Here is a 17,027-nt window from a genome sequence, read left to right on the forward strand (position 1 = left end):
GTACAGGTAAGATGCGTGTGCGTCAACGGAAACGCCACCTTGAGCATGGAACATGAAACCTTGTACGGCACACCCACCGGTGTGCCTAGAGGTCCGGCTTTTTCTCGTCCTTCTTCACACGCACCACCCACATCCCGCTGTTCCAGTCGGATATGAAGATGTTGCCTTTGTGGGGCTGCGGCCCCCAGGTGAAGGGTGCATTCGGGATGTAGCCGTTGGGGTCGGCCGGCACGAACCGGGCGATCTCGCGGCCCTGGCGGTAGAGGTCGCCGCGCAGCTCGCCCGAGATGTCGACCACGCGCAGCCCGCCGTTGTAGTACGCCACATAAAGCGAGTCGCCCTGGATCCAGAAATTATGCGTGCCGGCTTCGGGCACCTGGTACCGGGCCACTTCCTTTGGCTGCCGGGGATCGGTGAAGTCGATGAAATGGATCCATCCGGCGGCGCGCGAGGGTTTGCCGGTCACGCTCAGCCCATCCGGAAACGACTCGTCGCCGGCGACGATGTAGAACTTGCCGGTCGACGTGCTGCGGTAGGGGAAGGCGGCGTGGTTCCAGCCGCTGGGGTAGGCATAGGAGGCGATCTGCACGGGATGCGCCGGCGTGCCGCCGGCGATGCCGTTGCCCACATCCACCATCACCACCCCGTCGGCCCAGTTGGACGAGTAGGCGATGCCATCCACCACCCACACGTCGTGCACGGCGCGCCAGGGGGTGTCGAGTTCGAAGCGGCCTACCCGGCGCGGGTTGGCCGGGTCCTCGATGTTGATGATGTCGTAGCGCCGGCCGTTGTTGACCGCGAAGATGTGATCGCGGTAGATGAACGTGTTGTGGACGCCGCCGGTGAGCTCGTCGTCGAACTGCGAGAGGATGCGGACGTCATGCGGGTTCGAGCAATCGAGGATGACCAGCCCGTTGCGCCGGTTGGAGGCGCCTTCGCGGGTGATGACGCAGACGCGGCCGTCTTCCGACACCTTCACGTCGTTGACCGTCCGGGCGTCGACCGTCACGGTATCGATGCCCACGGGGGATGCCGGATCGGTCACGTCCCAGAAATACGCCTCGCCGTTGCCGCCCCACGTTCCGGTGACGGCATAGTCGCGCCCGTCGACTCCTTCCCAGACCCAGAGATCGGACGTATGCACGTTGCCGACGAGGCCCTGTCCGACAAATTCGATTTCGCCGGCCACCTCGCGGGGATGGATCATGATGGAGGCCACCTCGGCGTGTTTGCCGGACGACGCCACGATGGTGTAGAGGCCCGGCTGTTCGGCGACGAAATAGCCTTCCTGATCGATCTGGCCGGTGGCGCCGGGCCCGAGATCGTCCGCCGGCATGGCCTGGAGGGCGAACTGGATCGGCGCATCCTCGAGCGCGCGTCCGCTGACGTCCACCGCGTATGCCGAGAACCGGACGACGTCGCCGGTGCGCGCCTGCCCCCGCTCGCTATCGATGCGGATGGCTGTCGTGGGGTTGGGGCGCACGGTGATGGCGTGTTCGCCGCGGACCTCGCCGGCCTCCGCGATCAGCGTCATGCGACCGGGTTTTGCCGCGACGAGCATTCCCGCCGCGTCGACGTACGCCACCGACGGATCGCTGCTGGTGAATTCGAAGGGGGCGTTTTGCGGGTCGCCGTTCAGGTCGAACGCTGTGGCGGTGAAGGGCTGGCGGGTGCCGGCGTAGACCGCGTTGCCGAGGCCGTCGAACGCAATCCGGGCAAGGGGCGGCGGCGCGATGCGGATGGGGAAGCTGGCGACGATCCGGTCGCCGGCGGGCGTCACGGACCGCGCGAGCAGCGTGTGCTCGCCGGCTTTGTAGGCGGTGAGCATCCCGTCCCGATCCACAAAAACGGCGCTGCGGTTCTGCGAGAAGACGCGCACGGACGCATCGGCCACGGCCTGGCCGTCCGGCCCGATCAGCGTGGCGCGCACCTGTATCGAGTCGCCGACGCTGAGCGTGAAGGACTCCGGTTCGAGCGCGACGCGGTAGGTCGTCGATTGCGCGAACAGCCCGGCGGCCGGCGTGAAAAACAGCAGCAGGAGGACGATCATCCTCCAGAAACGTGGAACGAGCATAGGACTTCCGAAACGATTGAGCGGGGCGGTAGAAGGAGACCGGAACGGGTTTTACAATACTGACGAAATGAGCTAGATTGCAAACGCCCTTACTATCCCTACCGCTTCCAGAAGGCGTTACCCGGTACCTTCATGCTATTCTTTTATTGCGCACGCGCCGACGATCTTCCGCACATCGCGCGTCACGGTATCGCCGGCCCCGTGAACCTGCTCTCCAGCCTGGACGAAGCGGTCGCGACGTGCGGAGAGCGCATCGTGGTGATCGATGCCTATGCATTGACGAAGCGCGCCGAGGGCTTTCCGAACCAGGGCGCCATGGAGTCGAATTTTATCCCCGCCGCGGCGATCCGCAATCTGGAGCCGTACCTGCCCCCGAAGCCCGTGCTGGCCGCCGGCGGTTTTGTGGTCCGCCCGACGGGCGGCGAGCCCGAGCTGATCATGATCTATCGCCGGGGGTTGTGGGATATCCCGAAAGGGAAGATGGACCCCGGAGAAACGATCGCCCAGTGCGCCGTGCGGGAGGTGCGGGAAGAAGTGGGCATTCTCGATCTCGAGGTGGTGCAGGAATTGGGCGCCACGTACCACGGCTATCCGCGGAGCGAGAAATACAGCGTCAAGACGACGTACTGGTATCAGATGACGACGCAGCAGGAGACCTTTGTCCCCCAGGCCGAGGAAGGCATCGAGCGGGTCGCCTGGATGCCCTGGGGCGAGGCGATCGAGAAGGTGGGGTTCGAGTCGTTTCGCCGGCACCTGATGCGGGTGCGCCCCATGCTCCGCATCTGATCAATCGTCGTCGTCGTCGAAATAATCGTCGTCGTCCTCGTACTCTTCCTCTTTCAGATCCTCTTCGTCGAAGTAGTCGTCATCGTCGTCGAACAACGCATCGTCGTCGTCGTCCTCGAAGTCGTCGTCTTCGAGGTCCTCATCGTCGAAGTAATCGTCTTCAAGGTCGTCGTCGTCGAAGAAATCGTCGTCCTCGAACTCCGGCTCCTTGAGGTCTTCTTCGGAAAAATAATCGTCGTCCTCGAGGTCGTCGAGGGCGGCCACCGCCGGGTAGGGAGTGGGGCGTGCGGCCGAAACGGCAGGGAACGAAATACGGACGTTCATGGCAGTTTCACGTACAGGTACAGCGCGATGGAACGGGAGCAGCGGGAAAAAAAGGGAGCGACACCACGCGACGCTCCGGGCCTGTTGCACGGGCGTCAGACAGATCATGGGGCGCAGTATGGCCGGCGAAACAGTTTGTTCCGTCTCTTCCGGAGCGCCGCGAAAGGCGTGCCGCATTGGCCGGGCCTGCACCCGGGAAATCTTTCGAGGAACGGAGGATCGATCATGGAGGTAAGGACCTTTTTATTGTTGAATCCCTTCCCTGCCCCGTCAGGAATGCGTACATGAAACAAGGCTATGCGTCGCCGCCCGAACCCAAGCGTCCTCCCAAGAAGCTGTTCGAGGCGCTGGGCCGGATATTCAGCCTGAGCCGACCCTACCGGGGCAAGCTGATTACGGCGCTCGTCCTGACGCTGGTATCCGCCGGCGTGTGGCTGCTGCTTCCGCTCGGGATGCGCACGATGGTGGACGCCGTATTCGAGCAGGCGGACCGCACGTTGCTGAACCGCATGACGCTGGGGCTCATGCTGCTGTTCGTGGTGCAGTCCGGCATCGGGTTCGCCGGCTTTTACCTGCTTGAATGGACGGGCGAGCGGCTGGTAACCGATCTGCGCAAGCGCCTGTACGCGCATCTGCTGATGCTCGACCTGCGCTTCTTTTCGAACCAGCGCACGGGCGACCTCACGTCGCGACTGACCAACGACGTAGGCACGATCCGCACGGCGGTGACGTCTTCGTTTGTCGACGCCGTCCGGCAGAGCATGATGCTTCTCGGGTCGGCGGTGCTGATGGTGGTGCTGGACTGGCAGATGAGCCTTTTCATCTTCCTGACGGTGCCACCCGTGATGCTGCTGGCGCGGTATTTCGGGGCGAAGATCCGCGCTCTCGCGCGGGACGTCCAGGATCGGCTGGCGGATTCGACGGCCGTCGCCGAGGAATCGCTTTCGGCGGTGCGGGTGGTGAAGGCGTTTGCACGCGAGCCGTACGAAGAGGAGCGCTACAACGGATCGGTGGACGTGCTCTTCAAGACCGCGATCCGGAAAGTCGTCATCACCAACGTGTTCTGGTCGGCGGTCGGACTGCTTTTCATGCTGGCGCTGATCGGTCTGTTCTGGTACGGCGGCGTATCGGTGTTGAACGGCCGGCTGACCTCCGGGGGGCTCGTCGCCTTCGTCTTTTACGCCTTCAACATCGCGCGGACCGTGGGCGGGATGTCGCAGCTGTATACTACGTTCAACAACGCCGCCGGCGCCTCCGAGCGGCTGTTCGAACTGCTCGACACGCAGCCCGAGACGACGGACGCGCCGGGAGCGCAGCCGTTGCCGGCCGTGCGCGGCGAGGTGCGGTTCGAGGGGGTGGATTTCAGCTATCAGGACGGCCATCCGGTGTTGAGCGGGATCGATCGCCTGATCCGGCCGGGCGAGAAGGTGGCGCTGGTGGGTCCCAGCGGCGCCGGCAAAACGACGCTGCTCAACCTCATCCCGCGGTTCTACGATCCGGACGCCGGCCGCATCCTGGTGGATGGGCACGATCTGCGCGACGTGACGCTGGCCTCGCTTCGCGAACAGATCGCGGTGGTGTCGCAGGACGTGCACCTCTTCAATGCGTCGGTGCGCGAGAACATCCGGTACGGCCGGCTCGATGCCGGCATGGCGGACATCGAGGCCGCGGCGCGCGCCGCCAACGCGCAGGAGTTCATCGACCGGCTCCCCGAGGGATACGACACCGTGGTGGGCGAACGCGGCACCAAGCTCAGCGGCGGTCAGAAACAGCGTATCGCCATCGCGCGGGCCATCCTGCGCGACGCCCGGATCCTGCTGCTCGACGAGGCTACCTCTTCCCTCGATTCGACGTCCGAGGCCCTCGTCCAGGAGGCGCTCGACCATCTCATGAAGGACCGCACGACGCTGATCATCGCACACCGGCTTTCGACCGTGCAGGATGCGGACCGCATCCTCGTGCTCGATCAGGGACTCATCGTGCAGGAAGGAACGCACGAGTCTCTTTTTGCGGTGGGAGGCATGTATCGCGAACTGGCTGCGCGGCAGTTCAGGGAAACGGTCGGTGTGCCAGAATAGCCCGAAAGCGGCTTATTTTTTATACACTCCGGCCGATTCCATGGATGATACCCCGAACGCACCTCGATTCGTTTGTTTGTAGCACCTGTGGAATACGAGCGACTCAATCGCGAAGAGCTTATCGCTGAAATCCGCCGGGCGCGTGCCTACGCCTACCGGATGAGCCTGCTCGGTCAGCTGATCGAGGAGTCCAGCCTCGCGCGCTCCGAAACCGACGTCTTTCATATCGCGGCCCGCTACGTCTCGCGGATTCTGGATGCCGACCGATGCAGCGTTGCGCTGCTGGATGATTCCGGGGCATTCTTCCGTATCGTGGCGCTGGATGGCAACGAGGGCGCGATTCCACGCGGTGGAAAAATTCCCATCGAAGGTACCGCCATCGGTACGGCCTTGCGCGAGAAACGGCTGGTCACCGTTCAGGATGCTACCGCGAGCGACTATGCCGACCAGAAAATGCTTAACTCGCTCGGGAAGGCGTTTTTTACGACCCCGCTGCAAACGGGCGACTTCGTCATCGGTACCCTGAACGCGATGCGCAAGGAAGCGTTCAGCATTCATCCGGACGACGAGGCGTTGATCGTGCACATCGCAACGCTTCTCGCCGCGCATATCGAGGACCGCCGGCTTTTCGAACAGGTTCGCGAGTCGTTGGCTGTCACGGCGAAGCTCGAGCGGCAGCAGCGCGTGATCAACGAGATGACCCGCGACCTGAGGTCGGCCAAAACGTATGCCGCCATCTTCCAGGCGGTCGGCGGGAGCATCAGGAAGCTGTACGACTGTTCTCGCCTCAGCATGGCACTGGCCTCGGACGACCTCGATGTCGCCGAGCTTTATGCCGTCGAAAACGGGGACGAGAGCGGGTTTCGCTTTGAAACCGTCGCGTTGGAAGGCACATTGCTGCGCCGGTGCATGACCGAGCGCCAGGTCTTCCGCATCAACAACGGTCAGCGGGCGGAAGATTTCGGCGGGCGCACGCTGTACGAGTCCGGGGGCGTCCCCACGATCGTGGTGCCGATGATCGCGGATACCCGCGTGATCGGCACGATCAATCTGGGGCGGGCGACCGCGGAGTCGTTTACCGAGGAAGACGAACTGGCGCTGCTTCACATCGCGTCGTTCGTCGCCGTCCAGCTGGACAGCCTGCAGAAGAGCCGGCAGCTGGTGGCCCGCGCCGGCGAGCTGATCGAAGCGAATGGCGACCTCAAGATGGCGCTCCAGGAGCGCGATGCCCGCGCCAGCGAACTGAAGGAGGCGCTCGACCGCAATCAGGAGATCCTGAGCATCACCTCGCACGACTTGAAAAACCCGCTCGGCGGCATCATCGGTCTGTCCGAAATGATCGTCGAGGATACCGAGGATCGGGAGGATCTGGCGGACATCCACGAAAACGCCAAGCTGATCCACGAGGAAGCCGAACGGATGCTGGGGATCATCACGGATCTGCTGGATCGGCATCGTCAGGGCGAATCGATCGAGTTGCGCTACGAGGTCTGCGACCTCGGCCGGCTCGCGTTCGGATCCGTGCGGACGAACGAGCGCCAGGCCAAGGCGAAGAATATCAAGGTGATCTACGCGCGGCCGGACGAGCCGGCGGCCGTCCGGGGGGACCGTTCGGCCCTGATGCGTGTCATCGACAACCTGTTGTCGAACGCGGTCAAGTACAGTCCGCCTGACACGACCGTGCGTGTCGATTTATCGCATTCAGTGGGAGAGAACGGCCGGTGGGAGTTGTCGATTCAGGATGAGGGGCCGGGATTGACGGAAGAGGACCACCAGCGCGTTTTCGGCAAGATGGCGCGTCTTTCGGCCCGGCCGACGGGCGGCGAGCACTCGAGCGGACTCGGGCTGTACGTCGCGCGGGAGCTCGTGGAGCGGATGGGAGGCCAGATCGGCGTGGTCAGCGTCGCCGGCAAGGGCGCGCGCTTCTGGTTCTCGTTGCCGGTGTACCACGGCGTCGCCGATGTCTCGATGCCGGCGTAAGGCGGCCGTCATTCCGAGAGCAGCACTTCCTTGAGCCATTCGCGGGCCATGTACCACTCGTTTCGCACCTTCTTGAGCGAGATGCCCAGCATCTCGGCGATTTCCTCCTGGGTGTATCCCCCGAAGTAGCGCATCTCGACGATCTGGCTTTGCAGGGGTTCTTCCCGGGCGAGCCGCTCGAGGGCCTCGTCGAGCGCCAGGATTTCGTCGACGCGCTCCGGAGTCAGCTGGTAGAGGTCGTCGTCGAACCGTTCATGCTCGGCGCCGCGATTGCGCTTCACGGCGTTGCGCCGGCGGGCATAATCCACCAGATAGTGCCGCATCTTCGTGGCCACGATCGCGAAGAAATGCGCGCGGTTCTGGGCGTCGACGTGTTCGTCGTCGAGCATGCGAAGGCAGGCCTGGTTGACGAGCCCTGTCGGGGTCAGGGTGTGATCCTGCCGTTCGCGGGCGATATAGCCCCGCGCCATGCGTCGGAGTTCCTGATAAACCTGCTGGAACAGCGCGTCGGCGGCGCCGGCCTTGCCGGCCTGCCACTCGTTGAGGAGCCGGGTGACGTTTTCGGGCGATTCAGGCATGGGATGAACGGCTGGAGGCGGGTTGGGAGCGCCCTTCGGGCGCGGTCAGTACACCCTTCGGGTGTGTCATTGCGCCCTGCGGGCGCAGTCACTGGGATGAACGGCCGGAGGCCGTGTCATGAGCGCCCTTCGGGCGCAGTCACTGGGCACTGGTCATTGGGAACCTGCCTGGAGCGACGCGTTCGACCGATGACCGATGACCGATGACCGATGACCGATGACCGATGACCGATGACCGATGACCGATGACCGATGACCGATGACCGATGACCGATGACCGATGACCGATGACCGATGACCGATGACCGATGACCGATTCATCGTTCCAGCCCTAGGTGGGCCAGGAGTATGTCGTGAACGTCGGTCGGGTGCAGGGAGTTGCCGGGGAGGAGGTCGGCATGGGGGGTGAGGAGAAGGGGGCGTTCGGCGGTGCCGGCGGGGATGTGGCCGTGTGAGCCGCGGACGATGGAGGCGTCGAGGCCGATGACGTCCATCAGATAGCGGAAGCCGAGTTTTTTCTGGGCGAGGCGCCGGCCGGCGCGGAGCTTCGGGAAGCGCAGGGCCGGGTCGAACAGGAGTTCTACGGGATCGTAGCCGGGTTTGCGGTGGATGTCGACGGTTCGTCCGAAGTCGGGGGCCCGGTCGTCGTCCAGCCAGTAGTAGTAGGTGAACCAGGCATCCGGCTCGGCGATGGCGACGAGTTCGCCGGCGCGTTCGTGCAGCAGGCCGTGCGCGCGCTTTCCTTCCTCGTCGAGCACCTGGGCCACGCCGGGGACGGCTTCGAGGAGGGTGCGTACGTTCGCCAGCAGGTCCGGATTGTTGACATAGACGTGCGCCAGCTGGTGGTCGGCGACGGCGAAGACCTGGCTCGCGCCGGCATCGAGCAACTCATGCCCCAGTTCGTCGCGCACGACGAGCCACTCCTGCTTCCGGAACAGCCGGTTCAGATGGATGGGGTGCTCGACGTCGTGGATGCCGTATTCGGAGAGGACGACGACGCGGACGCCCCGCTGCTCGTAAAACCCGATCAGCTCCTCGCAGAGCGCATCGATGTCGCGCAGGTCCTTCGCCATGGCGGGGTCGGACGGGCCGAGCCGCTGGAGTCCGTAATCCAGGTGCGGCAGATAGACCAGCGAGAGCGTGGGCTGATGCCGCTTTTCGATCTCCATGGCCGACTGCGCGATCCATGCGCTGGAGCGGATGCCGGCGGCAGGACCCCAGAACTCGAACAGGGGGAACGTGCCCAGTTGCTGCTGGAGGCTGTCGCGCAGGCCGGCGGGGTGCGTGTGCACGTCCGGCAGCTTGAGCCCCGTGGCGGGGTACATCGGGCGCGGCGTGACGGCGTAATCGACCGTCGAGTACATGTTGTACCACCAGAACAGGTTGGCGCAGGTGAACGACGGGTTAAGCCGGCGCGCCGTTTCCCAGAGTTTCGGCGCCTGTACGAGCCGGTTGGACTGGCGCCAGAACTTGATCTCGCATTCGTCCCGGAAATACCAGCCGTTGGCGACGATCCCGTGGTCCGACGGCATGACGCCAGTGAGGTAGGTCGACTGCACGGAGCAGGTCACCGCCGGCAGCACCGGCTCGATGGAGGCCTGGACTCCCGCGCCGGCCCAGCGCGTAAGGAAGGGCGTGTCCGCACCCAGCAGGGAGGGCGTGAGTCCGACGACGTTCAGGACGGCGGTGCGATGCATGGCGGAGGATCTCGTTAAGGGGTGATGGCCCCGAGGGTCCACGCGAGTTCGCGCTGGATGGAGGCGCCGAGGTCGACTTTCAGTTCGGCCGGCAGCACTTCCCAGGTGTACGTCTCCACCTCCAGGTGATCGCACAGCTGTCGCGCGGCGACAAAATCGAGGGTCGGCGCGATGTTGTCGCGTGTCGAGGCCAGCGGCCCGAAGCGGTCGACGAAGAGCGGCACATGAAAATGGATCCGCCATTCGCGCGCGTCCGGCTGCTGGATGTGGGGCAGCGCGGCATCGAGGTCGGGATAATGATGGAGGCTGCCGTCTGCGCGCCGTTCGATGACCTGATGCAGGTAGGTCGACTCCGCGTACGGGCCGAGGTGTTCGGCCAGTGCGGCGCGGGCGGCCGTCTCCGCCGGCAGATCGACGCGGATGGCCGCGCTCACCTGAATCTTCCCAATGCCGATCCCGTGATCCACGAAGGCCTGCAGCGATGCCTCCGGCGCTTCGAACTCGACCGCGAAATGGCACGTGTCGTAGCACACGCGGACGTGATGCCGCAGCAGGGCCTCGGCGGCCGGCGCCGTCAACCCGTGCGTCCGCCCGAGATGCGCCACGCCCTCGGTCCAAAGCCAGTCCGTAAAAAACGCGACCGTTTCGGCGGTATTCTCGATCAGACAGTCGGGTTCGGGTTCGATGTCGATGTGGATGGTGCGTCCCGAGCGCGCCGCGATCTCCGCCATCGCATAGGCGGCATCGGCCATGTGGCGCGTGGCGACGCGGTAAGTCTCCTCGACGGTGGCGGCGTCGGCCAGCCAGTGCTTGTAGGACAGCGGCGAGGTGGAGATGCCGCCTTCGACACCCTGCGGCAGGATGCCGGCCAGGATGTGCCCGAGGCGTACCGTGTAATCGACGCGCTCCCGGGTTCGCCAGTCGGGCATGTAGACCGTATCCTTCACGACCTGGCGATGAAAACCTCCGTACGGGAAGCCGTTCATCGTGAAGACGTACAGGTTTTCCGCGCGCAGCCAGTCATAAAACGCCATCAGGGCCGCCGGCTCGATGAGTGAGCGGGAGGCCTGATCCGAGAGGCGTAGCCCGATCCCGAAAGGCGCCGTCGGGGCGAGGGATCGCTTGAGGGCCGGCACGTAGCGCCGCAGCGTTTCGTCGACCGCTTCCCAGGTTTCGCCGGGATGGATGTTACTGCAATAGGAGAGATGGAAATACGAGTCGGGTCCTGCGCGCATGGGTCCAGTCTGGGTTCGCGATCAGACAGGCAGGGTCCGCACGCTGAACCGTTCTTCCAGAAGCCCGATGGCCTCCCGGTATTGGTCGAGGTCGACCTCGTGTACGTCGCGCGTTTTGCCGATGCCTTCGAGAAGCAAGATCGTCAATTGTCCGCCCAGATGCTCCCGGAATTCGGAGAGGCCTCTGAACAGGGATCGGGGATGGTTCGGGTCGTCGAGATGCTCCGCCATGACGGGGTGGAACAGCGTGAAGCCGAGGCGGACGAAGACCGCCAGGACCCGCTCCATGGACGCGTCGTCGAGCATGCCGGCCTGGTTGGCGTAGAGGCAGTCGAGCGCGATGCCGATCGCCACGGCCTCGCCGTGTCGCACCTCGAAGTCGGTGAGGGCTTCAAGCCGATGCGCCGGCCAGTGCCCGAAGTCGAGCGGCCGCGAGGAGCCCTTTTCGAAGGGGTCTCCGCTGGTGGCGATGTGCGTCGCGTGGAGCTGGGCGCAGCGGTGGACGAGGTGCGCCATGGCGTCGCGATCCCGCCGGGGCGGGGCGAGCGAGCCGGCTTCCCGCTCGATAAAGGCGAAGAAGTCCGGATCCTTGATGAGCGCCACCTTGACGGCCTCGGCGATGCCGGATCGCCAGTCGCGATCGTCGAGGGAGTCGAGGAAGTCGAGGTCGTTCAGGACGGCCCAGGGCGGGTTGAAGGTGCCCAGGAAGTTCTTCGACGCAAAGGCATTGATGCCGTTTTTCACCCCGATGGCCGAGTCGTCCTGCGCGAGCACGGTCGTGGGGATGCGGAGATGGCGGATGCCGCGGTGCGCCGTGGAGGCCGCGTAGCCGGCCATATCCAGCACGGCCCCGCCGCCCACGATGGCGACGAACGAGTGCCGGCAGATGGCGCGTTCCGCGATGGCCCGCTGGATTCGCTCGGTGTGGGAAGGGTCATTTTTCGACGCCTCGCCTCCGGGGACCACGATGGCGTCGCCGGCGAGCTTCATCACCTCCGCATGGGCGGCGGCGTAGGCCTCGATCTCGCGAATCAGACCCGGGCGATGGCCCAGGACGCCGGCATCGACCACCAGAAGGACCCGCCGCGGCCCTTCCTCGGCGCCGGCGCGGACGGTGTCCGCGAGAAGGGGGTTTGAGGGTTTGAACAGGCCACGGGTGAAGGCGACTTCATAACGGTACGTGACAGCGAACTGCTGGCTGATCGGTTCCATCGAGTACAAAAGGGGGACTACGTGAGCGACACGGGCCGGGGTATGACCTACCGTCGTTTCATTGGCGGATCAGGCTGAACGAGGTGGGTAGCTCGTGCTGTTTGAGCCGTGCAGGTGCGCCTGTGGTATCGGTGCGTCGCACGCCATCCTATAATTCCGTATCAGGCCGTTTGTTCGATCAGGTGACCGCGAAGACACGGGCCAGCAGCATCGAAAGCGGCAGCAGGGCGAGCACGATCAGCGCGGCGGCAGGGCCGGCGTGCAGGGCGGCGATTGACGCGTTCAGGGGAATGAGGCCCAGCACGCCGATGCGGACAGCGCGGCGGATCATGTCGGCGCTTGGTTCACGGGCGGCGCGAATAAACGGGGGCAGCACGACGGCCGTAAACAGGAAGGGAAACATCCCGCTGATCGGGTAGGTGGCGATGGCTTCCATGGCCATGGCGCCGAGAGCGGCGATCACGGCCACGACCAGCCCCACCGCCAGGTAGCCGATCTTCGACGAGCCGCCTTCGACTTCGCCGCGGCTGATCGCGGTGATCGCCGAAATATACAGGACGGGCAGCAGCGCGAGCGGCCAGTGTTCGAGGATGAGGATCGGCACGGCGCCCATGCCCAGGAGCAGGTTGCCGCCCCGGCAGAGGCCCATGTTGATCGGTCCCAGCAGCGGACGGTGCTTCCCGAAGGCATCGTAGACGAGCGCGCCGGCCGCGATGGCGATCGCGAGCGCTCCCGCGATGGCCGAGACGACAAAGGCCGAGGCGACGCCTCCCAGCAGGAGGATGCCGGCGAAGGTCGCGGCGGAACGCCGCGAGATGCGTCCGGATGGAATCGGCCGCTCCGGCCGCTCGCGGGCGTCGAGTTCGGCGTCGAAGACGTCGTTGAAGGCGACGCCGCCGCCGTACAAACCGGTCGTGGCGAGCAGAAGCCAGCCGAGCACCTCGCCCTGGAGCGGCAAGGAGGCGAGGCCCCCCGCTACGGCATAGCCGGCGACGACATCGGCCCAGGCCGTCACGATATTGGCAGGACGGGCCAGCTGGAGGAGGGGGCGTATCAAGGGATTAGGGATTAGCGATCACGGATTAGCGATTAGCGAACACGGATTGGCGAACACGGATTGGCGATACAAGAACATGAGCGCAGCACAACCATGCTACAAAACGCGTCAATCGGAAATCCTTGATCGCTAATCGCTAATCAACTACTTAATAATCAGGCTTTCCTTGGCGGCGGCGACCTGCTCGATGGTGGGCGACTGGCCGCCGCGGAGGACGCTGTTGCCGTAGTGGAGCTGGCGCTGGTCGATGGCCGGCGGGTTGAGCCAGTCCGATTCCTTGATCTGGCCGCTTTGCCCGTAGGCTGCGAGGGCGTTTTCGTAGCACACCTTGCGAATGTCGGCCGCCGGGATGCCGCGCATCCCCATCAGGTTGGCCGTTTTGGGGACGGCAAGCGGATCGCTCTTGCCCCAGTCCGCGGAGCTGTCCACGAAGATGCGCTCGGTGCCGTATTTCTTGACGATCTCGACCATCCGCTCGTTGCCCATCTTGGTTTGCGGGTAGAGCGTGAACGCGGCCCAGAAGCCGCGGTCCAGGACTTCCCGAACCGTTTCTTCGTTGTTGTGGTCGATGACGACGCGGGACGGCTCCAGCCCATGCTCGATGCAGCGGTCCATGCTCCGGCTCGTGCCGACCTTCTTGTTGCGATGGGGGGTGTGGATCATCACCAGCATGTCGAGGTCGCGCGCCAGGTCGAGCTGTTTGCGGAAGTAGGTGTCCTCGGCATCCGACATGTCGTCGTAGCCGATCTCGCCGATGGCCACGACGCCTTCCTTGCAGGCGTAGAGCGGCAGGATCTCCATCACCTCGTCGGCGAGGCGGACGTTGTTGGCCTCCTTCGCGTTGAGACCGATGGCGCAATAATGGCGGATGCCGAACTGGGCGGCGCGGAATCGTTCCCAGCCCACCAGCATGCTGAAGTAGTCCTGGAACGAGGCGGCGCTGGTGCGGGGCTGGCCGAGCCAGAACGCCGGCTCGATGATCGCCACGATGCCGGCGGCGCGCATGGCCTCGTAGTCGTCCGTCGTGCGGGACACCGCGTGGATGTGGGGGTCGAGGAAGATCTGATTATCGGTAGACATGGCGTTGATCGGTGCGCGGGGTATGTGGATAGATCGCAGGGTGCGGGATACCGGGCGGTCAGGGTTGCCAGGTCGGCATCCGGTCGCGGGCGTGGGTGGTCCACGTCAGGGAGCCGCTGTCGATGCGGGATTTCAGGTCGGGCCGGGTGGCGAGCAGGGCATGGGCCTCCTTGAGCGGCGAGGAGGCCAGCGCGAGGGCGCCGGCTTCCTGCTGGGTGGGGTCCGGGTCGGTGAAGACGCGCTGCAGGTCGCTCAGCATCGCCGGCGAGGCGTAGGGCGCCACGGGGCGCCAGAGCTCGGGGGTGAGCGACCGGGAGGCGGCCCAGCGCTCGTGGGCGTAGTCGACCAGCATCTGGCTCAGGGTTGCGTTGGCGCGGTGTTCCAGGCCCACGATGCGGTGCAGCGGGCTGCCCACGAAGCAGCATTTGAGCACCATCTGATTCCAGGTGTTTTCGTCGAACTGTTCCGAGGGGAACGGATTGTCGAGCGAGACGGCGTTGAAGACGGACGTCATGTTGCTTCGGAGACCTTCCGCGCCGCGGGCGCTGAACCGTTCGGGGTGCGGAAGGAGCGGAAGGGCCTGGTAGAGCGTCACGCTTTCGCCGACGTCGGCCGCGTTGAAGACCGCCTCGAGGCGCGCCACGAAGGCCTCGGCGTCGTCGGACGGGTTGGCGAGGATGAGCAGGGTGCGTCCGGCCTGGTCGATGCTCCAGCCGGTCGGCGTCCAGTTGGGGCGGACGTTTCGGGCATTTTCCAGGTCGCCGGCATTTAGCTGGAGCTCCGCTTTGCCGATATAGCGCGGGACGGCACTGAACGAAGAAAAGAAAACCCAGTCGGCAGCGCCGGCGGCAAGATCGCGTTTTTTACCCAGCAGCCAGGCGCTTCCCTTCTCATCCAGGTGGGGCGTTATCCAGCGTTCGATCAGCTCCGCGATAGCCTGGATGTTCGTACGGCTCGTTGAGGTTGGCATGAACTTCTCTCCACAAATTGTCGCTATTTGGTTTCAAAACCTTGCTAATTGTGCATGGTTTCTGAAATCCTGCGTCGGCGGCATGATTGCCCGTACTGAAGACCAGCACGGACGCGCATCCGCTCTTCGGGCGGTTGGTCAAAGGTGTACGGCGCATGCGCCAAAGCCCGCTTTCGTAATGATCCAACGAAATACCGGCTCGCCTGGGCGCTGTTGTACCTTTGTGCACGCCTCACGCCGCGTCGCTTTTCGTGTGTGGCGGGCCTGTTGTCCGGCCGTGCCTGTCTTTTTCCCTGCCAGAAGATCCACATTCCGCGTGTCCGATGCGCGAAGGTGAGGCCTGTTTTTTTTGGTTGCCTCAAGTCGGTTTAACCCCGCGATTTTTATGCTCAAATTTGCCAAAGCGGTCGTCGACAGCATGGGCGGTATCACCGCCGCACGCCCGGCCTCGTCTCCCGCGCTCCCCGTCCGGATCAATGTCGCTACCCTGGGCCGTTTTGCCGCCGTCGTGGCGCAGCTGGCACTGGTGCTGTTCGCCATCTATCAGTTTAAGATCGAGGAGCAGAGCGGCTTCACGCGCATCCTGGGGCTCGTTTTCACCGGTTTTGTCATTCACGCCTGGCTGCCGGTCAATGCCCGGCTGCCGTTCTTTTTCGGGCTGACGCTGACCGGCATCTACCTTGTTTTCGGGCTCGTCAACGCGGTGTGGCTGATCGGCCTGTCGCTGGGCCTGATCCTCCTGGCGCACCTCCCGATCGACTACCGGGCGCGCATCGCGCTGATCGTGGTGGCCGGCGCGGGGCTGACGGTGATGATGGCGGGCTACTACACGACGTCGTGGTCGACGGCGATCCTGCCGATCCTGGGCTCGATGTTCATGTTCCGTATGGCGCTCTACCTCTACGACATGCGCAACGAGAAGAAGCCGGCGACGCTCTTCGAGCGGCTGAGCTACTTTTTCCAGCTTCCGAACATCGTGTTTCCCTTCTACCCGATCGTGGACTACATCACGTTCCGGCGGACGTACTACGACCGTGACGCGTACGAGATCTACCAGAAGGGGGTGTTGTGGATGCTCCGTGGCGTGATCCACCTGCTGATGTACCGGGTGGTGTACTACTACTTCACGCCGGCGGTGGAAGACATCCAGGGTCTGGGGGGCGTGGTGCTCTTCATCGTGAGCGCGTACCTGCTGTATCTGCGTGTTTCGGGTCTGTTCCACCTGATCGTGGGGCTGATGTGCCTCTTCGGCTTCAACCTTCCGGAGACGCACAAGCGCTACTTTCTGGCCTCGAGCTTCAACGACTACTGGCGCCGGATCAACATCTACTGGAAGGACTTCATGATGAAGCTGTTCTTCTACCCGGTGTACATGCGGGTGAGGAACTGGGGCAACATCCCGGCGCTGGTGTTTTCGACGGTGGTGGTGTTCGCGTGCACGTGGCTGCTGCACTCGTACCAGTGGTTCTGGCTTCAGGGAGACTTTCCGCTGACGACGGTGGACGGGGTGTACTGGGGCGTTCTGGGCGTGCTGGTGGCGATCAACTCGGTGTGGGAGTCGGTGAGCGGAACGAAGAAGGGGAAGAGCCTGAGCAAGAAGGGGTGGACGCTGCGCGGTGCGCTGAAGCTGTCGCTGAAGACGGTGTCGACGTTTGTGTTTCTGGGGTTGATGTGGTCGTTCTGGAGCAGCGACTCGGTGAGCGAGTGGGTGAGCGTGATGAAGCAGGCGGGGACGAGCGGCGCGGGCGAGTGGCTGCTGCTGCTGGGCGGTCTGGCGGGCCTGTACGTGGTGCTGGTGGTGCTGGACGTGCTGGAGGCGAAGGGCTGGAGTCCGTTTTTCGAGGAGCGGGGGATGAGCTTCACGACGGTGGCGAGCCGTACGGGTTTGATGGCGCTGGTGCTGGTGGGCGTGGGCATGCCCCAGGTCTACGAGCGCGCCGGCGAGGACGCCGCGTC

General features: G+C 64.4%; 13 protein-coding genes. 4 read left to right on the forward strand and 9 right to left on the reverse strand.

Annotated features, from left to right (window positions below):
* Positions 1-85 precede the first annotated feature (85 nt).
* Positions 86-2,074 carry a hypothetical protein gene (locus tag R2834_09695; protein ID MEZ4700588.1) on the reverse strand — a complete coding sequence of 663 codons (1,989 nt, stop codon included), beginning with the start codon at positions 2,072-2,074 and terminating at the stop codon, positions 86-88.
* 132 nt (positions 2,075-2,206) lie between these two features.
* Here R2834_09695 and R2834_09700 point away from each other — a divergent pair, with 132 nt between their 5' ends.
* On the forward strand, positions 2,207-2,860 hold the full coding sequence (locus tag R2834_09700; protein ID MEZ4700589.1) for an NUDIX hydrolase: 654 nt from the start codon (positions 2,207-2,209) through the stop codon (positions 2,858-2,860).
* Here R2834_09700 and R2834_09705 read toward each other — a convergent pair whose 3' ends face one another.
* Complete coding sequence (locus tag R2834_09705; GenBank protein ID MEZ4700590.1) at positions 2,861-3,184, reverse strand: hypothetical protein; 324 nt, start codon at positions 3,182-3,184, stop codon at positions 2,861-2,863. It abuts the gene before it with no gap.
* Positions 3,185-3,468: 284 nt separating this feature from the next.
* Here R2834_09705 and R2834_09710 point away from each other — a divergent pair, with 284 nt between their 5' ends.
* Both R2834_09710 and R2834_09715 read left to right on the forward strand, forming a co-directional pair.
* Positions 3,469-5,262 carry an ABC transporter transmembrane domain-containing protein gene (locus tag R2834_09710; GenBank protein MEZ4700591.1) on the forward strand — a complete coding sequence of 598 codons (1,794 nt, stop codon included), beginning with the start codon at positions 3,469-3,471 and terminating at the stop codon, positions 5,260-5,262.
* A 72-nt stretch (positions 5,263-5,334) separates the two neighbouring features.
* Positions 5,335-7,242, forward strand: coding sequence for a GAF domain-containing sensor histidine kinase (locus tag R2834_09715; GenBank protein MEZ4700592.1), 1,908 nt, complete (start codon positions 5,335-5,337; stop codon positions 7,240-7,242).
* A gap of 8 nt (positions 7,243-7,250) precedes the next feature.
* Here R2834_09715 and R2834_09720 read toward each other — a convergent pair whose 3' ends face one another.
* From R2834_09720 to R2834_09750, 7 genes are all read right to left on the reverse strand, one after another.
* The gene (locus R2834_09720) at positions 7,251-7,820 is read right to left on the reverse strand and encodes a sigma-70 family RNA polymerase sigma factor (protein MEZ4700593.1); all 570 of its coding nucleotides are present in this window, start codon (positions 7,818-7,820) and stop codon (positions 7,251-7,253) included.
* Positions 7,821-8,137: 317 nt separating this feature from the next.
* The gene (locus R2834_09725; protein MEZ4700594.1) at positions 8,138-9,517 is read right to left on the reverse strand and encodes an alkaline phosphatase family protein; all 1,380 of its coding nucleotides are present in this window, start codon (positions 9,515-9,517) and stop codon (positions 8,138-8,140) included.
* 14 nt (positions 9,518-9,531) lie between these two features.
* Entirely contained in the window at positions 9,532-10,752 is a 1,221-nt protein-coding gene (gene eboE / locus R2834_09730) for a metabolite traffic protein EboE (protein ID MEZ4700595.1), read from the reverse strand.
* A gap of 21 nt (positions 10,753-10,773) precedes the next feature.
* The gene (locus tag R2834_09735) at positions 10,774-11,964 is read right to left on the reverse strand and encodes a 3-dehydroquinate synthase (protein MEZ4700596.1); all 1,191 of its coding nucleotides are present in this window, start codon (positions 11,962-11,964) and stop codon (positions 10,774-10,776) included.
* A 178-nt stretch (positions 11,965-12,142) separates the two neighbouring features.
* On the reverse strand, positions 12,143-13,021 hold the full coding sequence (gene eboC / locus R2834_09740) for a UbiA-like protein EboC (GenBank protein MEZ4700597.1): 879 nt from the start codon (positions 13,019-13,021) through the stop codon (positions 12,143-12,145).
* Between the two features lie 144 nt (positions 13,022-13,165).
* The gene (locus R2834_09745) at positions 13,166-14,101 is read right to left on the reverse strand and encodes a TatD family hydrolase (GenBank protein MEZ4700598.1); all 936 of its coding nucleotides are present in this window, start codon (positions 14,099-14,101) and stop codon (positions 13,166-13,168) included.
* 58 nt (positions 14,102-14,159) lie between these two features.
* Positions 14,160-15,071, reverse strand: a complete 912-nt coding sequence (locus R2834_09750; GenBank protein ID MEZ4700599.1) for an EboA domain-containing protein — start codon at positions 15,069-15,071, stop codon at positions 14,160-14,162.
* A 385-nt stretch (positions 15,072-15,456) separates the two neighbouring features.
* Between R2834_09750 and R2834_09755 the strand changes: the two genes are divergently transcribed.
* Positions 15,457-17,027, forward strand: a 1,571-nt coding sequence (locus R2834_09755) for a hypothetical protein (GenBank protein ID MEZ4700600.1), incomplete at its 3' end; no start/stop codon positions are given.

The sequence above is a fragment of the Rhodothermales bacterium genome, from assembly GCA_041391505.1.
GTDB lineage: Bacteria > Bacteroidota > Rhodothermia > Rhodothermales > JAHQVL01 > JAWKNW01.